Origin of the sequence: Pseudomonas sp. Bout1, from assembly GCF_034314165.1 — a bacterium.
GTDB lineage: Bacteria > Pseudomonadota > Gammaproteobacteria > Pseudomonadales > Pseudomonadaceae > Aquipseudomonas.
Genome location: NZ_JAVIWK010000001.1, coordinates 2,916,079 through 2,933,806, shown reverse-complemented (window position 1 = coordinate 2,933,806; position 17,728 = coordinate 2,916,079). Strand labels below are relative to the sequence as shown.

19 protein-coding genes are annotated in these 17,728 nt (G+C 60.9%); 6 read left to right on the top strand and 13 right to left on the bottom strand.

What is annotated here, in order from left to right:
* Positions 1-123: 123 nt before the first annotated feature.
* Positions 124-2,661: a PAS domain-containing protein gene (locus RGV33_RS13720; RefSeq protein WP_322144693.1), complete on the top strand. Its 2,538-nt coding sequence runs from the start codon at positions 124-126 to the stop codon at positions 2,659-2,661.
* A gap of 42 nt (positions 2,662-2,703) precedes the next feature.
* Positions 2,704-2,979 carry a peptidylprolyl isomerase gene (locus tag RGV33_RS13715; protein WP_010173346.1) on the top strand — a complete coding sequence of 92 codons (276 nt, stop codon included), beginning with the start codon at positions 2,704-2,706 and terminating at the stop codon, positions 2,977-2,979.
* Between the two features lie 114 nt (positions 2,980-3,093).
* Here the strand turns inward: RGV33_RS13715 and RGV33_RS13710 are convergent, their stop codons facing one another.
* The 8 genes from RGV33_RS13710 to RGV33_RS13675 all read right to left on the bottom strand — a co-directional run bounded on the left by RGV33_RS13710 (position 3,094) and on the right by RGV33_RS13675 (position 9,760).
* The gene (locus RGV33_RS13710) at positions 3,094-4,002 is read right to left on the bottom strand and encodes a sugar kinase (protein ID WP_322144692.1); all 909 of its coding nucleotides are present in this window, start codon (positions 4,000-4,002) and stop codon (positions 3,094-3,096) included.
* A gap of 128 nt (positions 4,003-4,130) precedes the next feature.
* Positions 4,131-5,339 carry an amino acid deaminase gene (locus RGV33_RS13705; RefSeq protein ID WP_322144691.1) on the bottom strand — a complete coding sequence of 403 codons (1,209 nt, stop codon included), beginning with the start codon at positions 5,337-5,339 and terminating at the stop codon, positions 4,131-4,133.
* 19 nt (positions 5,340-5,358) lie between these two features.
* Entirely contained in the window at positions 5,359-6,129 is a 771-nt protein-coding gene (locus RGV33_RS13700; RefSeq protein WP_322144690.1) for an IclR family transcriptional regulator, read from the bottom strand.
* 199 nt (positions 6,130-6,328) lie between these two features.
* Positions 6,329-6,718: a RidA family protein gene (locus RGV33_RS13695; RefSeq protein ID WP_010173353.1), complete on the bottom strand. Its 390-nt coding sequence runs from the start codon at positions 6,716-6,718 to the stop codon at positions 6,329-6,331.
* Between the two features lie 24 nt (positions 6,719-6,742).
* The gene (locus tag RGV33_RS13690) at positions 6,743-7,528 is read right to left on the bottom strand and encodes an amino acid ABC transporter ATP-binding protein (RefSeq protein WP_322144689.1); all 786 of its coding nucleotides are present in this window, start codon (positions 7,526-7,528) and stop codon (positions 6,743-6,745) included.
* On the bottom strand, positions 7,525-8,187 hold the full coding sequence (locus RGV33_RS13685; protein ID WP_088425241.1) for an amino acid ABC transporter permease: 663 nt from the start codon (positions 8,185-8,187) through the stop codon (positions 7,525-7,527). Before RGV33_RS13685 ends, RGV33_RS13690 begins: the two co-directional genes overlap by 4 nt.
* A gap of 9 nt (positions 8,188-8,196) precedes the next feature.
* Complete coding sequence (locus RGV33_RS13680) at positions 8,197-8,859, bottom strand: amino acid ABC transporter permease (RefSeq protein ID WP_177044438.1); 663 nt, start codon at positions 8,857-8,859, stop codon at positions 8,197-8,199.
* A 52-nt stretch (positions 8,860-8,911) separates the two neighbouring features.
* On the bottom strand, positions 8,912-9,760 hold the full coding sequence (locus tag RGV33_RS13675) for a transporter substrate-binding domain-containing protein (protein WP_322144688.1): 849 nt from the start codon (positions 9,758-9,760) through the stop codon (positions 8,912-8,914).
* Positions 9,761-10,093: 333 nt separating this feature from the next.
* Between RGV33_RS13675 and RGV33_RS13670 the strand changes: the two genes are divergently transcribed.
* Together RGV33_RS13670 and RGV33_RS13665 are read left to right on the top strand one after the other, a co-directional pair.
* Positions 10,094-10,330: a hypothetical protein gene (locus tag RGV33_RS13670; protein ID WP_322144687.1), complete on the top strand. Its 237-nt coding sequence runs from the start codon at positions 10,094-10,096 to the stop codon at positions 10,328-10,330.
* Between the two features lie 83 nt (positions 10,331-10,413).
* Entirely contained in the window at positions 10,414-10,749 is a 336-nt protein-coding gene (locus RGV33_RS13665) for a thioredoxin family protein (RefSeq protein ID WP_322144686.1), read from the top strand.
* Here the strand turns inward: RGV33_RS13665 and RGV33_RS13660 are convergent.
* The 4 genes from RGV33_RS13660 to RGV33_RS13640 form a co-directional block, all read right to left on the bottom strand.
* Positions 10,727-12,274, bottom strand: coding sequence for a TerC family protein (locus RGV33_RS13660; RefSeq protein WP_322144685.1), 1,548 nt, complete (start codon positions 12,272-12,274; stop codon positions 10,727-10,729). The genes RGV33_RS13665 and RGV33_RS13660 overlap by 23 nt on opposite strands.
* A gap of 276 nt (positions 12,275-12,550) precedes the next feature.
* Positions 12,551-12,919 carry a hypothetical protein gene (locus RGV33_RS13655; protein WP_322144684.1) on the bottom strand — a complete coding sequence of 123 codons (369 nt, stop codon included), beginning with the start codon at positions 12,917-12,919 and terminating at the stop codon, positions 12,551-12,553.
* Positions 12,920-13,026: 107 nt separating this feature from the next.
* Entirely contained in the window at positions 13,027-14,217 is a 1,191-nt protein-coding gene (locus RGV33_RS13645) for a sugar transporter (protein WP_322144683.1), read from the bottom strand.
* An 88-nt stretch (positions 14,218-14,305) separates the two neighbouring features.
* The gene (locus tag RGV33_RS13640) at positions 14,306-15,304 is read right to left on the bottom strand and encodes a bile acid:sodium symporter family protein (protein WP_322144682.1); all 999 of its coding nucleotides are present in this window, start codon (positions 15,302-15,304) and stop codon (positions 14,306-14,308) included.
* Positions 15,305-15,389: 85 nt separating this feature from the next.
* Between RGV33_RS13640 and RGV33_RS13635 the strand changes: the two genes are divergently transcribed.
* Both RGV33_RS13635 and RGV33_RS13630 read left to right on the top strand, forming a co-directional pair.
* Positions 15,390-16,178 (top strand): helix-turn-helix transcriptional regulator, encoded by a 789-nt coding sequence (locus RGV33_RS13635; protein WP_322144681.1) that lies wholly within the window; start codon positions 15,390-15,392, stop codon positions 16,176-16,178.
* A gap of 248 nt (positions 16,179-16,426) precedes the next feature.
* On the top strand, positions 16,427-17,323 hold the full coding sequence (locus RGV33_RS13630) for a LysR family transcriptional regulator (RefSeq protein WP_322144680.1): 897 nt from the start codon (positions 16,427-16,429) through the stop codon (positions 17,321-17,323).
* Here the strand turns inward: RGV33_RS13630 and RGV33_RS13625 are convergent, their stop codons facing one another.
* Positions 17,324-17,716 (bottom strand): RidA family protein, encoded by a 393-nt coding sequence (locus RGV33_RS13625; protein WP_322144679.1) that lies wholly within the window; start codon positions 17,714-17,716, stop codon positions 17,324-17,326.
* Positions 17,717-17,728 lie beyond the last annotated feature (12 nt).

The window sequence follows — 17,728 nt, the reverse complement described above, 5'->3', positions numbered from 1 at the left end:
TTAAGCACTCACTTTGAAGACAAACCCCTCAAGCATGCTATTTTTCGAGGGTGGATAGCCGTTCCCCACTCGCGGGATAATCGGTTTTTGTCATTCTTCAAGCGTAACGCGCAGGGCATTTACATGAACGTATCACCCACCGGCAGCGAAGCCGCGGCACTGATTGCGCGGCTGGACTGGGCACGAAGCCCCCTCGGTGACGCCATTGATTGGCCGCAGAGCCTGCGTACAGCCGTCGACATCGTGATTCATTCACCCATGCCGATGCTGTTGCTGTGGGGCGCCGAACTCACCCAGATCTACAATGACGGCTTTGCAATGCTGGCCGGCAACAAGCACCCTGGTGCCTTCGGCCAGCCTGCCGACCTGGTCTGGCCGGAAATGAAACCCTTTACCGACCCGATCTACAGCGCCGTGCTCACGGGCCAGGTGCGCACCTTCACCGAACAGCGCTTCGTGCTGCAGCGCAACCACCGCGACACCGAGATCTGGCTCGACCTGACCTACAGCCCGATCCGCGACGAGCGTAGCGAGGTGGCCGGGATCCTGATCACCGCCATCGAAACCAACGAGCGCCGGCGCGTTGCCCTTGAACTGCAACAACGTACCGAAAACAGCCTCCAGGCCCAGCGCAACACCGAGCAACGCCTGCAACTGGCCTTGTCCGCCACTGACGCCGTGGGTACCTGGGATTGGGACATTGGCGAAGACCGCTTTATCGCCGACGCGCATTTCGCCCAACTGCACGGCGTTGGCCCCTGCGATGCCGGCCTGTTGCCGATCAGCGACTACCTGCAAGGCGTGCACCCCGAAGACCGTGGCATGGTGGCCCGCAGCATCAAGCACTGCATCACCCACGGCACTGAATACGCCGAGGAATACCGCCTGCTGCAAGCCGATGGCGAAGTGCGTTGGGTGTTTGCCCGGGGCCGTTGCTACAAGGATCATCAGGGCCGGCCGGCGCGGTTTCTCGGCGCCGCCCTGGACCTGACCGAACGCAAGCACACCGAACAGGCCCTGCGCCAAAGCCAGACCGAGCTGCAGTTGATCATCAACGCGATGCCGGTGCTGATCGGCTACGTCGACCATGAGCAACGCTTTCGCTTGAACAACAGCGCCTACCTGGACTGGTACGGCATGACCCCGCAGGAGCTGTTCGGCAAGTCCATCCGCGAGGTGCTGGGCGATGAAGTGTATGCCGGGCGCGTCGATAAGATCGAAGCGGCGCTCAAGGGCAAGGCCTGCAGTTTTTTCACCGTCACGCCTCATCATGACGGGCGGCCACGGCACGCGCTGATGAAGTACCTGCCGCGCTTCAGCGCCGACGGTTCGGTCAATGGCTTCTACATTTTTGTGATCGACGAAACCGAGCGCAAACTCACCGAAGAAGCCCTGCGCCACCTTAACGAAAACCTGGAAGAGCGCGTAAGCCAGCGCACCCAGGCGCTGGCCGAAGCCAACCAGCGCCTGCAAAACGAAATGTTCGAACGCGAGCGCGCCGAAGACGCCCTGCGCCACGCCCAGAAAATGGAAGCGGTTGGCCAGCTCACCGGCGGCATCGCCCATGACTTCAACAACATGCTCACCGGGATCATCGGCAGCCTGGACTTGATGCAACGCTACATCGCCGCCGGGCGCAGCGATGAGATCGGCCGCTTCACCGACGCGGCAGTGTCCTCGGCCCATCGCGCCGCCGCGCTGACCCACCGCCTGCTGGCGTTCTCGCGGCGCCAGTCGCTGGACCGCAAGCCGGTGGACCCGAACCAGTTGGTGGCTTCCCTGGAGGACCTGTTCCGCCGCACCAAGGGCGCGCACATCGAACTCAAGGTGCACCTTGGCACCGACGTGTGGCCGGTGAATACCGACGCCAGCCAGTTGGAAAATGCCTTGCTCAACCTGGTGATCAACGCCCGCGATGCCATGCCCGACGGTGGGCAATTGTGCATCGAGACCGCCAACAGCTACCTGGACGGCACTGACATCACCACCCTGGAGCCGGTCAAGGCCGGCGACTATGTGATGCTCGGCGTGAGCGACAACGGCGCCGGCATGACCGCCAAGATCCTCGCCAAGGCCTTCGACCCGTTTTTCACCACCAAACCCATCGGCCAGGGCACCGGCCTTGGGCTGTCGATGATTTATGGGTTCGCCCAGCAATCGGGTGGCCACGTCACGATTCAAAGTCAGCCGGGCCAGGGCACTTGCGTGCGCCTGTACCTGCCGCGCCTGCATGGCACAGCACTGGAACGGAGCGTGCCCGCCAGCCAGGGCGAAGCCCCTGTCGCATTGGAAGGTGAAGCGGTGGTGGTGGTAGAGGACGACCCGGCGGTGCGGATGTTGGTGGTGAATGTGCTGGATGAACTGGGCTACACCGCGCACCAGGCGGCAGACGCCCGGGCGGCATTGCCGTTGCTGGAGTCCGATTTGCGCGTGGACTTGCTGGTGACCGACGTGGGTTTACCGGGGATGAACGGCCGGCAACTGGCGGAAATCGCCCGGCAGCATCGGCCCGAACTCAAGGTACTGTTCATGACCGGATATGCCGAGAAAGCCGCTGAACGCCGGGGGTTCCTGGAGGAAGGTATGGACATGGTGGCCAAGCCGTTTTCGATTGACCTGCTGGCTAATAAAATCCGCAGCATGATCAATGCAGCGACTTAACTTCAGGCATAATCGCGCGCCGTTTCACCCGAGGACCGTTCAATGAAAGCCCAAGCCCGTCACATTCTGGTGAAAACCAGTGAGGAAGCCGAACAGCTCAAGCAGCGTATTGCCAAGGGCGAAGCGTTTGATGTGCTGGCCAAGAAGTACTCCACCTGCCCGTCTGCCAAGCGCGGCGGCGATTTGGGTGAAGTGCGCCCGGGGCAGATGGTGGGGGTGATTGATGCGGTGATCTTCAAGAAGCCCGTGAAGGTGGTTCATGGGCCGATCAAGAGCAAGTTCGGGTACCACCTGGTGCAGGTGTTTTATCGGGATTGATAAGCTTGTCGTGGCGAGGGAGCTTGCTCCCGCTGGAGTGCGAAGCGCTCCCGGCTTTTTTGGGGCCGCTACGCAGCCCAGCGGGAGCAAGCTCCCTCACCACAATAGATAGCGTCAGTCTCTAGGGATCAGTGCACCGTGCACCTGAATCACCCGGCTCGCGAGCCGATGCCCGGCCAATGCGGCCTCTTCGGGCGAACCGCCCTTGAGCCGACTGGCCAGATAAGCTGCACTGAACGAATCCCCCGCCGCCGTAGTGTCGACCACCTTCTCCACTACCAGCGCCGGCACCTCGAATCGCTCACCTGCACAACGAATAAAACACGCATCCGCCCCACGCTTGAGCACCACTTCGCCAATCTGCGGGTACGCCGAGAACACCCGTTCGCTGTCTTCATACCCAAACAACGCACGCTCGTCATCTTCCGTCAGCAAGGCGATATCCACCTCGGCCAACACCGCGTGATACGCCGCGCGTGCCGCCTCTACACTGGCCCACAAACGTGGCCGGTAGTTGTTGTCGAACACCACCTTGCCGCCGCGCTTGCGGGTTTCGATCAGGGTTTCCAGCAGGCGCGCACGGCCCACTTCGCCTAGCACCGCCAGGGTGATGCCGCTGAAATACACCACGTCGTACGTCGGCAACGCCGCCAGGATCGGCTCGGCCGCCGGTGTGGTGAAGCAGTCGCGCACGGCCGCTTCGTTGCGCCAGTAGAGGAATTTGCGCTCTCCATTGGCATCGGTCTGGATGCAGTACAAACCCGGCAGGCGCCCCGGCAGGCGCTGGACCATGCCCAGGCCCAGGCCCTCTGCGGCCCAATGTTTGCACATGGCGTCGCTGAAACTGTCGTCGCCCAGGGCGGTGACGTAGTCGACGGCGCTGGCGCCACCCAGTTCGCGGCGCAGGTAGACGGCGGCGTTCAGGGTGTCGCCGCCAAAGCTTTGTTGCAGGCTGCCATCGGCGCGGTGTTGCAGTTCGATCATGCATTCGCCGATGAGGGCGATGCGCGGTTTTGTATTCATGTCTGGGGCTCTCGGTGTACTTGAGGGCCTCATCGCGGGCAAGCCCGGCTCCCACAGTTGACCGTGTTGTACCTGAAGGAACACGCTCGATGTGGGAGCTGGCTTGCCTGCGATGGGCGCGACTCGGTCTAGAAGCAGGTATGCAGGCTTTCGATCACCTGCAACTGCTCATCCACCAGATTACCCACTTGCCATTTGTCGAAGGTCAGGCACGGGTGGGAAGTACCGAACGAGATGATGTCGCCGATGCGCAACTCAACGCCTGGGGCCACCACCATGAATGCATGCTGGTCCATCACGGCGGTGACCTTGCAGGCGGTCACGTCATCGCCCACTGCCGGCAGCACGCCAGCCTTGTAGCGCTTGAGTGGCACCGGCAGGCCGGCGTCGTAGGCAACGTCGCGCTTGCCCAAGGCGATCACCGCGAAGCCCGGCTCCGGCAGGGACTGCACATGGGCCCAGACTTCCAGCGCCGGGCGCAGGCCTTCGTTGAGGTCGCTGCGACGGTCCAGCACACAGCACTGCGCTTCTTTGTAGATGCCGTGGTCGTGGGCCACGTAGCTGCCCGGGCGCAGCACGCTGAGGAAGCGGCCAGCGGCGTTCTGGGCTTCGAAGGATTCGGCGATCAAGTCGTACCAGGCCGAGCCCGAGGCGGTGATGATCGGTTTGCCGAGGTCGAAGGCACCGCTGTTTTGCAGGTCGACGGCCAGGCGCACCAGGGAGGCAGCGAATTCGCGGATACCGCTGATGGCGTGTTCGCCGTGGATCACTCCTTCGTAGCCTTCGATGCCGGTGAGGGCCAGCGCAGGCTGGGCCTTGATCGCCCTGGCCAGGTCGAGCACCTGTTGTTCCGTGCGGCAACCGCAGCGCCCGCCAACCACGCCGTATTCGATCATCACGTTGAGGCGCAGGCCACGGGCGGCGAAAAATACGCCCAGGTCGGCGACGTTGTCCGGGTGGTCGACCATGCAATGGAAGTCGAATTCCGGGTCAGCCAGCAAGTCGGCGATCAACGCCATGTTCGGCGCGCCCACCAGTTGGTTGGCCATCAACACCCGACGAATACCACCGGCATACGCGGCGCGGGTCTGCACCGCGTTGGCCAGGGTAATGCCCCAGGCGCCCTGCTCGATCTGCCGTTGGAACAGCGCTGGCATCATGCTGGTCTTGCCGTGGGGCGCCAGCTGCGCGCCGCTGTTGCTGACAAAATCCTGCATCCAGCGGATGTTGTGTTCCAGGGCATCGCGGTGCAGTACCAGAGCCGGCAGGCTGACGTCACGGACCAGATGCGCACCGACTGCAGCGGCACCTTTTTCAACGGCATTGAAGGCAGTCATAGCAGTTTTCCTATTCGTTTTATGCGGCGTCGTTAATGCGACGGCCCAGGTTGTTGGCGCTGTCGATCAGCACCCGGCGATAGTCGTTGTAGTTTTTGATGGCATCGGCCCGTGGGGCCACGATGCACAAGGTCGCGATGCTAATGCCTTGGGCGTCCCGAACCGGGGCGGCAAAGCAATGGGTAAAGGTGTCGGCGACGCTGTCGAAGGAGAAGAATCCGTCGAGGGTGGCCTGGCGAATTTGCCCGAGAAAGGTTTCCAAAGGCAGACGTTGACCGTCCGGGAGGATGTAGTCGTCGTAGTCAATCAGGTCGATGATTTGCTGGTCGCTCAGGTGGCCCAGCAGCAGGCGGCCAGAGGCGGTCCAGGGAATCGGGGCGTTCTCGCCGATATCGGAGGAAATGCGGAAATGCCGCTCGCCTTCGCGCATCAGGGCCACGGTGTATTTGCGCCCATTGAGCAGGCACATCTGGGCGGTTTCGTGGGTCTGGCTGACGATTTCCTGCAGGGCGTGGTCGGCCTCGCGGGTCAGGTCGAAATGGCGCAGGTGGGCCTGGCCGAGGAAGTACAGCTGACGGCCGAGGTAGACGTGACCGTCCTTGCCGACGGTTTCGAGGATGCGCCGCTCGAGCAGCGAGGCCACCAGTTCGTAGACCGTGGACTTGGGGCTGCCAATGCCGCTGGCGATATCATTCGGGCGCAGGGGCTGGCCGATTTCCTTGAGGAAATCGAGGATATCGAACGCCCGGTCGAGGCCTTTGGCGCGGCGCTTGATGGTGTCTTCGGTCATGGCAGTTTCGGGTCCCGTCAAAGTCGTGTTACTTGGCTAAATGCATCATTTGGGCTAGCTGGATTCAATGTGGGAGCTGTCGAGCCCTGGCGAGGCTGCGATGCAGGCGCTGCGGTCTGACAGGCCACCGAGGTGATCCCATCGCAGCCTCGCCGGGGCTCGACAGCTCCTACGCTGGACTGGCTCTGGCCCCTGGCATTTAGCCTTTTTTCTTGTAGGCCACGCAATCAATCTCAACCTTGCAATCGACCATCATATTCGCCTGTACGCACGCCCGTGCCGGGGCGTGTTCGGGGTTGAAGTATTCGCCGAACACCTTGTTGAAACTCCAGAAGTCCCGTGGGTCTTCCAGCCATACACCTACGCGCACCACGTCTTCCAGCGCGTAGCCGGCTTCTTCAAGGATGGCCACGACGTTTTTCATGGTCTGGTGGGTTTGCTCAACGATCCCGCCGGTGATGATTTCACCGTCCACCGCCGGCACCTGGCCCGACACGTACAACCAGCCATCCGCTTCCACCGCGCGAGCGAAAGGACGAGGCTGGCCACCGCCTGCGGTGGCGCCGGTGCCGTAACGAGTAATGCTCATAAAAATTCTCCTGAAGGTGATGAATTAAAAACGAATGTTCTTGAGAAATTCCGCCAGTCGCGGTGACTGCGGGCGCTCGAAGATATCTTTCGGCGGCCCCTGCTCTTCAATGCGGCCCTGGTTCATGAAGACGATCTTGTCCGAGACTTCATAGGCAAAACGCATTTCGTGGGTGACCAGCAACATGGTCATGCCCTCTTCCGCCAACCCTTTGATCACACTGAGCACTTCGCCTACCAGCTCCGGGTCGAGCGCCGAGGTGACTTCGTCGAACAGCATCAGGCTCGGGTTCATCGCAATCGCCCGGGCGATCGCCACGCGCTGTTGCTGGCCGCCCGATAGCTGGCCGGGGAAGTGGTTGCGCCGTTCCAGCAGGCCGACACGGTCCAGCCATTTTTCGGCCAGTGCAACCGCCTCGTCCTTGCCCATTTTCTTGACCTTGAGCAGGCCCAGGGTGACGTTCTGCAAGGCGGTCAGGTGCGGGAACAGGTTGAATTGCTGAAACGCCATGCCGGTCATCGCACGGTGCCGGGAAATCACGCGTTCCGGGTGGCGTACGCGCTTGCCGCCGACGTCGCTGTAGCCGATGGACTCGCCGTCGAGGGTGATCTGCCCACCCTGGAACTCTTCCAGCAGGTTGACGCAGCGAAGCAGCGTGGTCTTGCCCGAGCCGCTGGAGCCGATCAATGTCACGACGTTGCCGCGCTGCATGCTCAGGTCGACACCCTTGAGCACTTCGACCGGGCCGTACTGTTTACGCAGGCCGCGAATGTTCAGCAGTGGTTGGCTGTTGTTTATGGATTGATTCATGGCAAAGCCACCCGCTTTTCAATGTAACGCCCCAACAATTCGATGGCGTAGTTGATGACAAAAAACATAAAGCCTGCGAACAGGTAGAACTCCAGGGTCATGAAGGTCCGGGCAATGACCTGTTGGGTACTGAGGAGCAGCTCGGCCACGCCGATCACCGACAGCAAGGTAGAAGCCTTGACGATTTCGGTGGACGAGTTGACCCAGGTCGGCAAGATCTGCCGCAGGGCCTGAGGCAGCAGCACGTAACCCAGGGATTGGTAAAACGTCAGGCCAATGGCCTTGCCCGCTTCCAGTTGCCCTTTGGGAATGGCTTGCAGCGCGCCGCGCACAATCTCGGACACGTGGGAGCCACAGAACAGCGTCAGGCCCACGGCGCCGGCCTGGAACGCGCTGATCTGCCAGCCAAGCGCCGGCAGCATGTAGAAGCACGCCAACACCAGCACAAACACCGGCGTACCGCGGATCAGGTCGACGTACAGCCGAAACGGCGCACGCATCCAGAATTTGCCGTAGGTCAGCACCAACCCGGCGACAATGCCGATCAAGGTGCCGAAGATAATGGCCAGGGCCGAGCAGTAAACGCTGGTCTGGAACCCCGCCCAGAGGGTTTCCCGGGCGATCCACAACTCATGCAGCCAGCTGGGGGATTCGTACATGGGCGCTCCTTAGCGGCGAATCGCCAAACGCTGTTCCAGGTAACGGAGCAGCATGGCAATGAGGTAACAGGCAGCCACGTAGAGCGCGGTCGTGACCATCCAGGTTTCAATCACCCGGTAGCTTTCGACGTTGATCTTGCGGGCGTAATAGGTCAGCTCCGGCACCGCGATCGCGGCGGCCAGGGAGGTGTCCTTGAACAGCGAGATGAAGTTGTTCGACAGCGCCGGCAGCACGTTGCGCAGCATCACCGGCACGGTGATGTACGCGCGGATGCGCCATTCGCCCAGGCCGATGGCCAGGCCCGCCTCACGCAACCCCTTGGGAATGTTCAGCAAACCTGCGCGGAATACTTCGGTCAGGTACGCACCGGCGTACAGCGACAGGGTGATGATGAACGAGGGGATCTTGTCCAACCGGATACCCAGGCTTGGCAAGGCGAAGTAGATCAACAGGATCAGTACAAGAATCGGGGTGTTGCGGATCACCGTCACATACACCGAGGCCAGGATGCGCAGCGCACGGTGTTTGGACAGCATGGCAAACGCCATCAACAGGCCAATCACGCACCCGATGGCGATGGACAGCAGTGCCAGTTCAAGGCCCAGGCCGAGCCCCGCCAGCAAGCTGGGGAAGTCGCGCCAAACAGCGGCAAAGTTCAACTGATAGTTCATGGTCAGCAGTACCTGATTGGGGCGCCGTCAGCGACGCCCCAGCGTTTACGAATTACTTGAACTCAACCGGGAAACCAATCGCAGGCTCTGGCAGATCCACACCGAACCATTGCTTGAACGAGGCCTTGTACATCGGGAATTCCACGCCGGTCATGGCTTCGTGCAGCGCGGTGTTGACGAAGTTCAGCCAGTCCTGGTCGCCACGCTTGACGGCGCACGCGTAGGTTTGCGGGCTCCAGGCGTAGCTCGGGCTGCGGTAGCGGCCCGGGTTTTGCACCATCAGGTACTTGACCGAGGACTGGTCGGTGGCGGCGGTGTCGGCACGGCCGGAGTTCACGGCCTGGTACATCAGGTCGACGCTGTCGTACTGGTCGACCTTGGCTTTAGGCAAAGCCTGGTGCACCAGTTCTTCGGCATAGACGTTTTGCAGCACGGCCACGGTGACGCTGTCGCCGGCGGCTTGCAGGTCTTCGATCTCTTTGTATTTGCTGTTGGCCGGCAGCAGCAGGCCCACGCCTTCGCGGTAGTACGGCAGGGTAAAGGCCACTTGCTGCGCACGGCTGGCGGTGACGGTGATGAACTGGCAGCTCATGTCGACCTTGTCGGTCAACAGGTTGGGAATGCGGGCGTCGGAGGACTGCACCACGTACTCGACTTTGCTTGGGTCGTTGAACAAGCCTTTGGCCACGATGTGGCCGATGTCGATATCAAAACCCTGCAACTTGCCATCCGCTCCCTGGAAGTGCCACGGCGCATTGGTACTGCCTGTACCCACGATCAGGTGCCCACGCTTGAGCACTGTATCGAGCTTGCTGTCCGCCGCATGCACTGCGCTTGCGAGGGAAGCCGATGCGGCGAAGAGAAAAACACACGCTTTAAACACGGAAGGTCGGTGATGCATGACAGGCACTCCAGGAATTGTGTATTCCGCTATACCGGAACTTGGTATGTAACAACGGAATAGACAGCAGAAAGTGTGCCATACGCGGTAACAGAAAAATATTGCAGGATTAATTTCTTTTTAAATCAATGAGATAAAAGTTTATCGCAGATAAGGCATTGGGCCACTCGGTGCGAGCAGATTGCTACCGTTGGCCACATACCGGGTGACAGGCCACATTTGGGTGCGGGCGCGGTTCGTTACCGTGCACAAAAGCGGTGCAGTGACAGAATGGAAAAATCTCGTGCCTGGGCTAGCCTTGGCTGATGATCGGCCCCCAAGGAATGCATGCAGATGAAGATCAGCCTTGTACTTTTGTTGTTGTCGCTGGCGTTTGCCAGCAATGCCTTTGCCAAGGATGACCGGCGCGAATGCAAGGCCGAGCTGGCCAAGCTCAAGGCGGCGTTTGCAACTGACTACATGAGCCAGAACCACCATGGTTATCGCCGCGCCAAGGACGCCAAGGAGAATGGGGACTACAAGCAGTGCGTGGGGCTGGCGAAGAAGGCTCGGGAGCGGGCGGAGCGTTGAGGGCTACCTGTTAATTCTGACAGTAGACCGTGTTGATCAACTGGCTTAGCGTGGGCCATGCCCTTTTTCCAGAGGAGATCATCATGGGAATTGCAACGGAGGTGATTACCAATGCCAAGGAATATCAGCGGGTGCTTAAGTCGCACAAGACGGTGTTTATGCTGTTTGTTTCGCAGCATTGCCCGGCCTGCGGGGAGGCCGGGCCACTGTTTGAACGCATTGCCAGGAAATACGCTCGCATCGTGAAAAGCCTGGTGCTCGATACCGCCCAAACCCCAAGGCACCCCGAGGTAACTGGCACTCCCACCCTGCTGGTTTTTCAGAATGGCAAGATGATCAATAAGCTGAAGGGGTTCGACGAAAAAACCCTGAGGGAGACGTTCGCCAAGACCAGAATCATTCCAGCAACACCTGCGTGACCCGCCGCTCCTCCACTGCCACCACGGTCAGGCGCCAGCCTTCATGTTCCAGGCTGTCACCGACCACCGGCAGTCGATCCAGCAGGCTCATCACCATACCCGCCAGGGTTTGGTAATCCTGCGTCGCCACCGCCTGGAAGCCAGTGCGTTGGCGGATCAGGTTAAGGTTCAAGGCACCATTGATCCGGAAACCACCCTCCTCCTCAACAATATCCGGCCCCTCGACCTCACTCGCATCCGGCAACTCACCGGCGATGGACTCGAGGATGTCGGTCATGCTCAACACCCCGATAAAGTCGCCAAATTCGTTGATGACGAAGGCAATGTGAGTCGACTCCTGACGCATCTGCTCCAGGGCATTGAGGATCGAAAAACTTTCCAGCAGGTTGATTGCACGACGCGCCAAGTGCTCCAGATTCGGCTCATTACCGGCCAGGTATTCCTTGAGCAACTCCTTCTTGTGCACGAAACCCAATGGCTCGTCGACAGCACCGTTGCGGACCAAGGGCAGCCGCGAGTAAGACGAATGCATTAGTTTCAGGCGGATAGTGTCGGGATCGTCCGACAGATCGATAGAGTCCACTTTAGCCCGGGGCGTCATAAGCGTGCGGATCGGCCGCTCGGCCAATTGCAACACACCGCTGATCATCACCCGCTCACGCCGGTCGAACAGCGGCCCGCCGCTGGCATCGGGGTTGTCCAGCAGGTCGGCGACCTCTTCGCCTACTTCCTCCACTGCCAAATTACGCCCGCCGAGCAAACGCATCACCGCATGGGCCGTACGCTCACGCCTCGGCAGCGTGCCCTGGGCCGACTTCTTGCGGCGCGACCGGGCGATCTGGTTGAACAGCTCGATCAGGATCGAGAAGCCGATGGCCGCGTACAGATAGCCTTTGGGAATATGAAAGCCCAGGCCTTCGGCCGTCAGGGCAAAACCGATCATCATCAAAAAGCCCAGGCACAGCATGATCACCGTCGGGTGGGCGTTGACGAAACGGGTCAGCGGCTTGCTGGCAATGATCATCACGCCGATGGAAATGATCACCGCGATCATCATCACCGCCAGCTCATCCACCATGCCCACGGCGGTAATCACCGCATCGAGGGAGAACACCGCATCCAATACCACAATCTGCGCAACGATCGGCCAGAACATCGCATAAGCCACATTGCCAGTGCGCTGCGCCACATGCCCCTCAAGGCGCTCATGCAATTCCATGGTGGCCTTGAACAACAGGAACACACCACCAAACAGCATGATCAAGTCACGGCCCGAAAAACTCTTGTCGAACACCTCGAACAGCGGTTGGGTAAGGGTCACCAACCACGAAATACTCGCCAGCAAGCCCAGGCGCATCAGCAGGGCCAGGGACAAACCGATCAGGCGCGCACGGTCACGCTGTTCCGGCGGCAGCTTGTCCGCCAGGATCGCAATAAACACCAGGTTGTCGATGCCCAGCACCAGCTCCAGCACAATCAAAGTCAACAGGCCGAGCCAGGCCGTTGGATCCGCTAACCATTCCATTTTTCAGTATCTCTTCAAGTTTTTCAGAATGCCGGGCACGGCAACGCACGGTCGAGGGACCGGGTAAGGGTAGGCAATCGAAAAACGGGATGCTTGGCCTGGAGGCAGGCGATCAGCGGGAACGGCGGCAGCGAATGTCTTGGGGAAAGACGACTGGGAGGCTCCGAGAGGGTGTTCATGTAGGTCCTGTTGTGGAAAAAGGACTTAAATCGTACAGGTGAAACAGCAATTTCCTACAATGCAAAACTATTACAAGATCTGTAGCAAGTGGCCCGTTCAGAACGGCCCTTTCGTCATCACCCGCTCATCAATAAAGCTACGCAGCATCGCAATCCGCTGGACATAGGCTTTGCTCAGGCAACTGACTTGAGTCCCACACGTATGCCGCTTCTTAAGCCAGGCAGCCTGATCATCCATCAACGACCCGCGGCCACCCATGGCCATAAAGTGCCGATTAAGGTCATAGAGCAGCGCCATGGTCACGTCCTGATCATTCAGGGAGCGCGTGGCACAGATAGTTTTCTCGTCAGCCGCCTTCGCCTGGCCACAATCAAAACTGGCCGCCAGGCTTGCGGGGCTGAACCACAACCCGGAAAACCCGGCGAGCACTGCGAACACCGCCGGCCCAATCAAACGAACTACCATCAAAACACCTCCTGTAGGAGCAAGCTTGCTCGCGATGGACGTTAACGATGACACAAGCACCCTGACACCCAACGGCGCCCTCAAATTCTTCGCGAGCAAGCCCGCTCCTACAGAGGGCTACGCGCCACACCCTGCCCAAACCGATAAATCGCCAAGCAATACCCAATCAGCGCCACCGCCGCAAGCAACCCGCCCGCCGCGCCAATCCAGGCAAACCCAAAATGGCTGCCCACCCAGCTCCCCATCAACGCCCCACCGCCAATCCCAATGTTATAGATCCCGGAAAACATCGCCATCGCCACATCCGTGGCGTCCGGCGCCAGCACCAACACCTTCGATTGCAGCGCCAGGCCAAAGCCCATAATGGCCATGCCCCAGAACACACTCAGGGTCACCAGGTACGACACCTCGCCACTCAACGGCAGCAACAACGCCAGGCACAACGCCAGAATGGTCACGGCGGTGATCAGGAAACGATGCGGGTTAAAGCGATGCACCAGGCTGAACAACAACGAACCGATGATCCCCGCACCGCCGAACACCAGCAGAATCAGGGTCACCGTATTGCCACTCATACCAGCAACACCTTCAACAAACGGCTCAACATAACTGTAGGCAGTGAACTGCGCCGTCACCACCATCGCCGTCAGCACATACAACGCCACCAGCGCCGGGCGCTTGAACAGCAGTGGCAAGCTGCGCAACGAACCGGAGTTCTGGCTTGGCAGCCGCGGCAAGGTGCGCGCCAGCCAGAACACCAGCCCGGCCGCGAACGCGCCAATCACCAAAAACGTGGTACGCCAGCCCATGGCTTCGCCCAGCAGGCGGCCCAGAGGGATACCCAACACCATCGCCAGCGAGGTGCCGGTAGCCAGCAACCCAAGGGCTTGCACCTGCTTGCCCTCCGGCGCCAGACGCACCGCGAGCGAGGCCGTAATCGACCAGAACAACGCATGGGACAGCGCAATACCCACCCGACTGAGCATCAAAATGCCAAAGCTGGTGGCCACGCTGGACAGGATATGGCTGGCGATAAACATGCCGAACAGCACGATCAACAGCTTGCGCCGCTCGACGTTGCGGGTCAGCAGCATCACCGGCAGCGAGGTCAGGGACACGATCCACGCATAGATGGTCAGCATCAGGCCGACGCTGGCGATGGGCATGTCGAAGCTCGCGCCGATGGCACTCAGCAGGCCGACCGGCACAAATTCAGTGGTATTGAACACGAAAGCGGCCAACGCGAGGGCGAAGACCGGTTGCCAGTTGGCTTGAGGTGTTGCGGCGCAAATGCTCATTTACAGGTCGTCGTACTCATGTGCGCGCGGATCTTGCCGGCCCGATGCCGCCCCTTGAGCCGCGCGCAAAAAATAGTAACACGACGGTTCAGGGATCGACTTGCCCCATCAACTCCGGAATCGATTCCGGACGCTTGGCATACCGCTGGGCCAACGCTGCGCAGACCATCAACTGGATCTGGTGAAACAGCATCAGCGGCAAAATCAGCACCCCCATGCTTGCCCCGGCAAACAACACCTGTGCCATCGGCACACCGGTGGCCAGGCTTTTCTTCGAGCCGCAGAACAGGATGGTGATACGGTCTTCCTGGCTGAACCCGAACGCCTTGCCCAGCACCGTGGACGCCACCAGCACCAGCGCCAGCAACACGCAGCATGCCACCACCAGGCCACCCAGTTCCCACAACGGGATCTGGTGCCAGATACCTTCATTGACGGCTTCGCTGAACGCGCCGTACACCACCAGCAAAATCGAGCCTTGGTCGACGAACTTCAGCCAGGCCTTGTTACGCCCTACCCACTCACCGATCCAGCGGCGGGCGATTTGCCCGGCGACGAACGGCAGCAACAGTTGCACGCTGATTTTCAGGATCGCATCAACCGTGGAGCCGCCATCGCCATGCACGTTAAGCAGCAAGGTCACCAGCAACGGCGTAAGGAAGATCCCGAACAGGCTCGACGCCGCCGCGCTGCAAATCGCCGCCGGGATGTTGCCGCGAGCCAGCGAGGTAAAGGCAATCGCCGACTGCACGGTGGCGGGCAACGCACAGAGGTAGAGCATGCCCATGTACAGGTCTTTGCCGATCAGCGGCGACAGCACCGGCTTGAGCGCCAGGCCCAGCAACGGGAACAGCACGAAGGTCAGGCTGAACACCAGCAGGTGCAGGCGCCAGTGGCCGGCACCGGCGACGATGGCCTGGCGCGACAGCTTGGCCCCGTGCAGGAAAAACAGCAGCGCGATGGCCAGGTTAGTCACCCAGCCAAAGGCCACGGCGGTCTGGCCGCTGGCAGGCAGCAGGGACGCGAGGAGCACCGTGGCCACCAGAGTGAGGGTGAAGTTGTCAGGTAAAAAGCGTGGGCGGGTCATAAGCCAATCTTCCAGGGGTTGCCAAGAGCATCGTCGCGACTCTAACGTAACGGCTTGTTACCGACTAACGCCAATGAGCCAGTAAATGCCGCCTAAAGGACATGACAAAACCGTGCGCCGCAGCGTGCCCGGGCTTTCCAGCCTGCCGAGGCCGGTGTATGGCCGTACCGAATCCCTGCCCAACCGCGCGCTGACGCGGCGGCACAGTCACCCGTGGGTGCAGTTGTCATACGCGATTTCCGGGGTGTTGGAGATCCAGACCAGTGTAGGACGCTTCGTGGCGCCGCCCCAACGGGCCGTGTGGATACCGGCAGGCATGCCGCACCGGGTATTCAGTTCGCCGCATACCGAGATGCGCAGTTTGTACCTTGATTGCAGCGTCACCGGCTGGGCGGCCAACCGCTGCCAGGTGCTGGCGGTGAGCAGCCTGTTACGGGAGTTGATTCGCAGCTTCAGCGAGTTGCCGGTGGAATATGCCGAGGACGGCCCGGACGGAAGGCTGGCCCAGGTGGTGCTGGACCAACTGGCCGCTGCGCCCCAGGTCGACCTGATGTTGCCGCTGCCATCTGACAGCCGCCTGCGCCAGATTTACCGCAGCCTGAACTTGCATCCGGAGCAGCAAACCACACTTGGGCAATGGAGCCAGAAACTGGCGGTGAGCGAGAAAACCCTCAGCCGGCTATTCCTGAGCGACACCGGCCTGACCTTCCGCGCCTGGCGCCAGCGCCTGCGATTGCTCAGTGCCCTGCCCGCGCTGGAGCAAGGCGAACGGGTGACCGATGTGGCATTGGCCTGCGGCTACGAATCCACCTCGGCCTTCATCAACGCCTTCCGCCAGCAGTTCGACGCCACACCGGGTGAGTTCTTCCGCTGATCCTCTGTGGGAGCATTTTTGGGTGCATTTCAATTCGAGACGGTGTCAGCTCCCGCCATGTGGGGTAATGGCAGCGAGCGTAGCGGTGATTTCTAAGGCCGGAGAAGAATATCGGGATCTCTTGATATTCGAAAAAAGCTGATCAAAGGCGCGCCTGCCCAGACGTAGTTGGATGCACCACGCCTTCCAGTAACCGCACTGTTATATTGCCCGCCCTGCCCTTTTCCACCGTGCCCGGAGCTCTGTGCATGCTGCGCACCAACCTCAACGAAATGCTGATCTTCATGGCCGTGGTCGATGGCGCCAGCTTTGTCGCTGGAGGCCAGGCCATGGGCCTGACCCGCTCGGCTGCCGGCAAGGCCGTGGCGCGCCTGGAAGACAGCCTTGGCGTGCGCCTGCTGAACCGCACCACCCGCACCCTGAGCCTCACCGACGAAGGCCGGGCGCTGTATGACCAGGGGCTGGAGATCCTCGCTGCGGTGGACAACGCCCAAAGCCGTATCGGCCAGCCCACCGGCGTACCGCGCGGCTTGTTGCGGCTCACGGTGCCGGACGCGTTCGGGCGCAAGGTGTTGCTGCCGTTATTAAAAAAGTACCTGCACGCCTGGCCCGACGTGCAGGTGGAAGTCAGCTTTACCGACCGCACCGCCGATATCGTCGAGGACGGCTTCGACCTGGCCATCCGCATCGGCAGCGCCAACACCGACCGCCAGCTGGTTTCCCGGGTGGTGGCCCACTATCAAGCACTGCTGTGCGCCGCGCCGGGCTATCTCGCCGAGCATGGCACGCCACGGGACATGGACGCCCTCGCCCACCACGACTGCCTGTATTTCAGCAGCCGCACGCGCAAGCAAAGCTGGCGCTTTCGCGAGGCGGACGGCACCTGGGTCAAGGCTTACGGGCGCAGCCGCCTGCGCCTGGACAGCGGCGAAGCGCTGCGTGACGCCGCCGTGTCCGGGCTGGGCATCGCCTTGCTGCCGGATTTCGTGGTGGCCGAGGACCTGGCCGCCGGGCGCCTGATGCAGGTGCTGCCCGGCCTGGACGCCGGGGATGTGGAGATTCTAGCGATGTACCCGAGCAAGCGTTTTCTGGAACCCCGGGTAAGGCGCTTTATCGACCTGATGGTGGATGAACTGGCGGGCTGATCAGTCGGCGTGGGCGATCACCTTGATCTCGACGATCTGCGCATCGGACGCCAGGTAATTCACCCCGATCAGGGTTGCGGCCGGGCGATGCGCGCCAATGTAGTCCTTCCACACAGCCACCACCGCGTCAAAATCGCGCTTGGCGTGTACCAGGAAAAAATCCACCGCAGCGATGTTTGAACGGCCGACGCCAAAACCTGCCAGCACATGGTCGAGGTTCTGTAGGGTCTGGCGCGTCTGGGCGGCCGCATCACCGTCAACGAACTCGCCTTCCAGGGTGTGAGAGAACTGCCCGGCAATGTAGATCGTGCCATTGATGCGATAGCCCTGGCTGACACTGTTGCCCTCTTCCCATGAAACGCCGTGGTTGTAGATCGTGGGTTTGCTGCTCATGTCGGTGTCCTT

What these genes read in the sequence shown, in the direction of transcription:
- RGV33_RS13720 (WP_322144693.1), top strand. Translation starts at nt 124, where the DNA reads ATGAACGTATCACCCACCGGCAGCGAAGCCGCGGCACTGATTGCGCGG.
- RGV33_RS13715 (WP_010173346.1), top strand. Translation starts at nt 2,704, where the DNA reads ATGAAAGCCCAAGCCCGTCACATTCTGGTGAAAACCAGTGAGGAAGCC.
- RGV33_RS13710 (WP_322144692.1), bottom strand. Translation starts at nt 4,002, where the DNA reads ATGAATACAAAACCGCGCATCGCCCTCATCGGCGAATGCATGATCGAA.
- RGV33_RS13705 (WP_322144691.1), bottom strand. Translation starts at nt 5,339, where the DNA reads ATGACTGCCTTCAATGCCGTTGAAAAAGGTGCCGCTGCAGTCGGTGCG.
- RGV33_RS13700 (WP_322144690.1), bottom strand. Translation starts at nt 6,129, where the DNA reads ATGACCGAAGACACCATCAAGCGCCGCGCCAAAGGCCTCGACCGGGCG.
- RGV33_RS13695 (WP_010173353.1), bottom strand. Translation starts at nt 6,718, where the DNA reads ATGAGCATTACTCGTTACGGCACCGGCGCCACCGCAGGCGGTGGCCAG.
- RGV33_RS13690 (WP_322144689.1), bottom strand. Translation starts at nt 7,528, where the DNA reads ATGAATCAATCCATAAACAACAGCCAACCACTGCTGAACATTCGCGGC.
- RGV33_RS13685 (WP_088425241.1), bottom strand. Translation starts at nt 8,187, where the DNA reads ATGTACGAATCCCCCAGCTGGCTGCATGAGTTGTGGATCGCCCGGGAA.
- RGV33_RS13680 (WP_177044438.1), bottom strand. Translation starts at nt 8,859, where the DNA reads ATGAACTATCAGTTGAACTTTGCCGCTGTTTGGCGCGACTTCCCCAGC.
- RGV33_RS13675 (WP_322144688.1), bottom strand. Translation starts at nt 9,760, where the DNA reads ATGCATCACCGACCTTCCGTGTTTAAAGCGTGTGTTTTTCTCTTCGCC.
- RGV33_RS13670 (WP_322144687.1), top strand. Translation starts at nt 10,094, where the DNA reads ATGAAGATCAGCCTTGTACTTTTGTTGTTGTCGCTGGCGTTTGCCAGC.
- RGV33_RS13665 (WP_322144686.1), top strand. Translation starts at nt 10,414, where the DNA reads ATGGGAATTGCAACGGAGGTGATTACCAATGCCAAGGAATATCAGCGG.
- RGV33_RS13660 (WP_322144685.1), bottom strand. Translation starts at nt 12,274, where the DNA reads ATGGAATGGTTAGCGGATCCAACGGCCTGGCTCGGCCTGTTGACTTTG.
- RGV33_RS13655 (WP_322144684.1), bottom strand. Translation starts at nt 12,919, where the DNA reads ATGGTAGTTCGTTTGATTGGGCCGGCGGTGTTCGCAGTGCTCGCCGGG.
- RGV33_RS13645 (WP_322144683.1), bottom strand. Translation starts at nt 14,217, where the DNA reads ATGAGCATTTGCGCCGCAACACCTCAAGCCAACTGGCAACCGGTCTTC.
- RGV33_RS13640 (WP_322144682.1), bottom strand. Translation starts at nt 15,304, where the DNA reads ATGACCCGCCCACGCTTTTTACCTGACAACTTCACCCTCACTCTGGTG.
- RGV33_RS13635 (WP_322144681.1), top strand. Translation starts at nt 15,390, where the DNA reads ATGCCGCCTAAAGGACATGACAAAACCGTGCGCCGCAGCGTGCCCGGG.
- RGV33_RS13630 (WP_322144680.1), top strand. Translation starts at nt 16,427, where the DNA reads ATGCTGCGCACCAACCTCAACGAAATGCTGATCTTCATGGCCGTGGTC.
- RGV33_RS13625 (WP_322144679.1), bottom strand. Translation starts at nt 17,716, where the DNA reads ATGAGCAGCAAACCCACGATCTACAACCACGGCGTTTCATGGGAAGAG.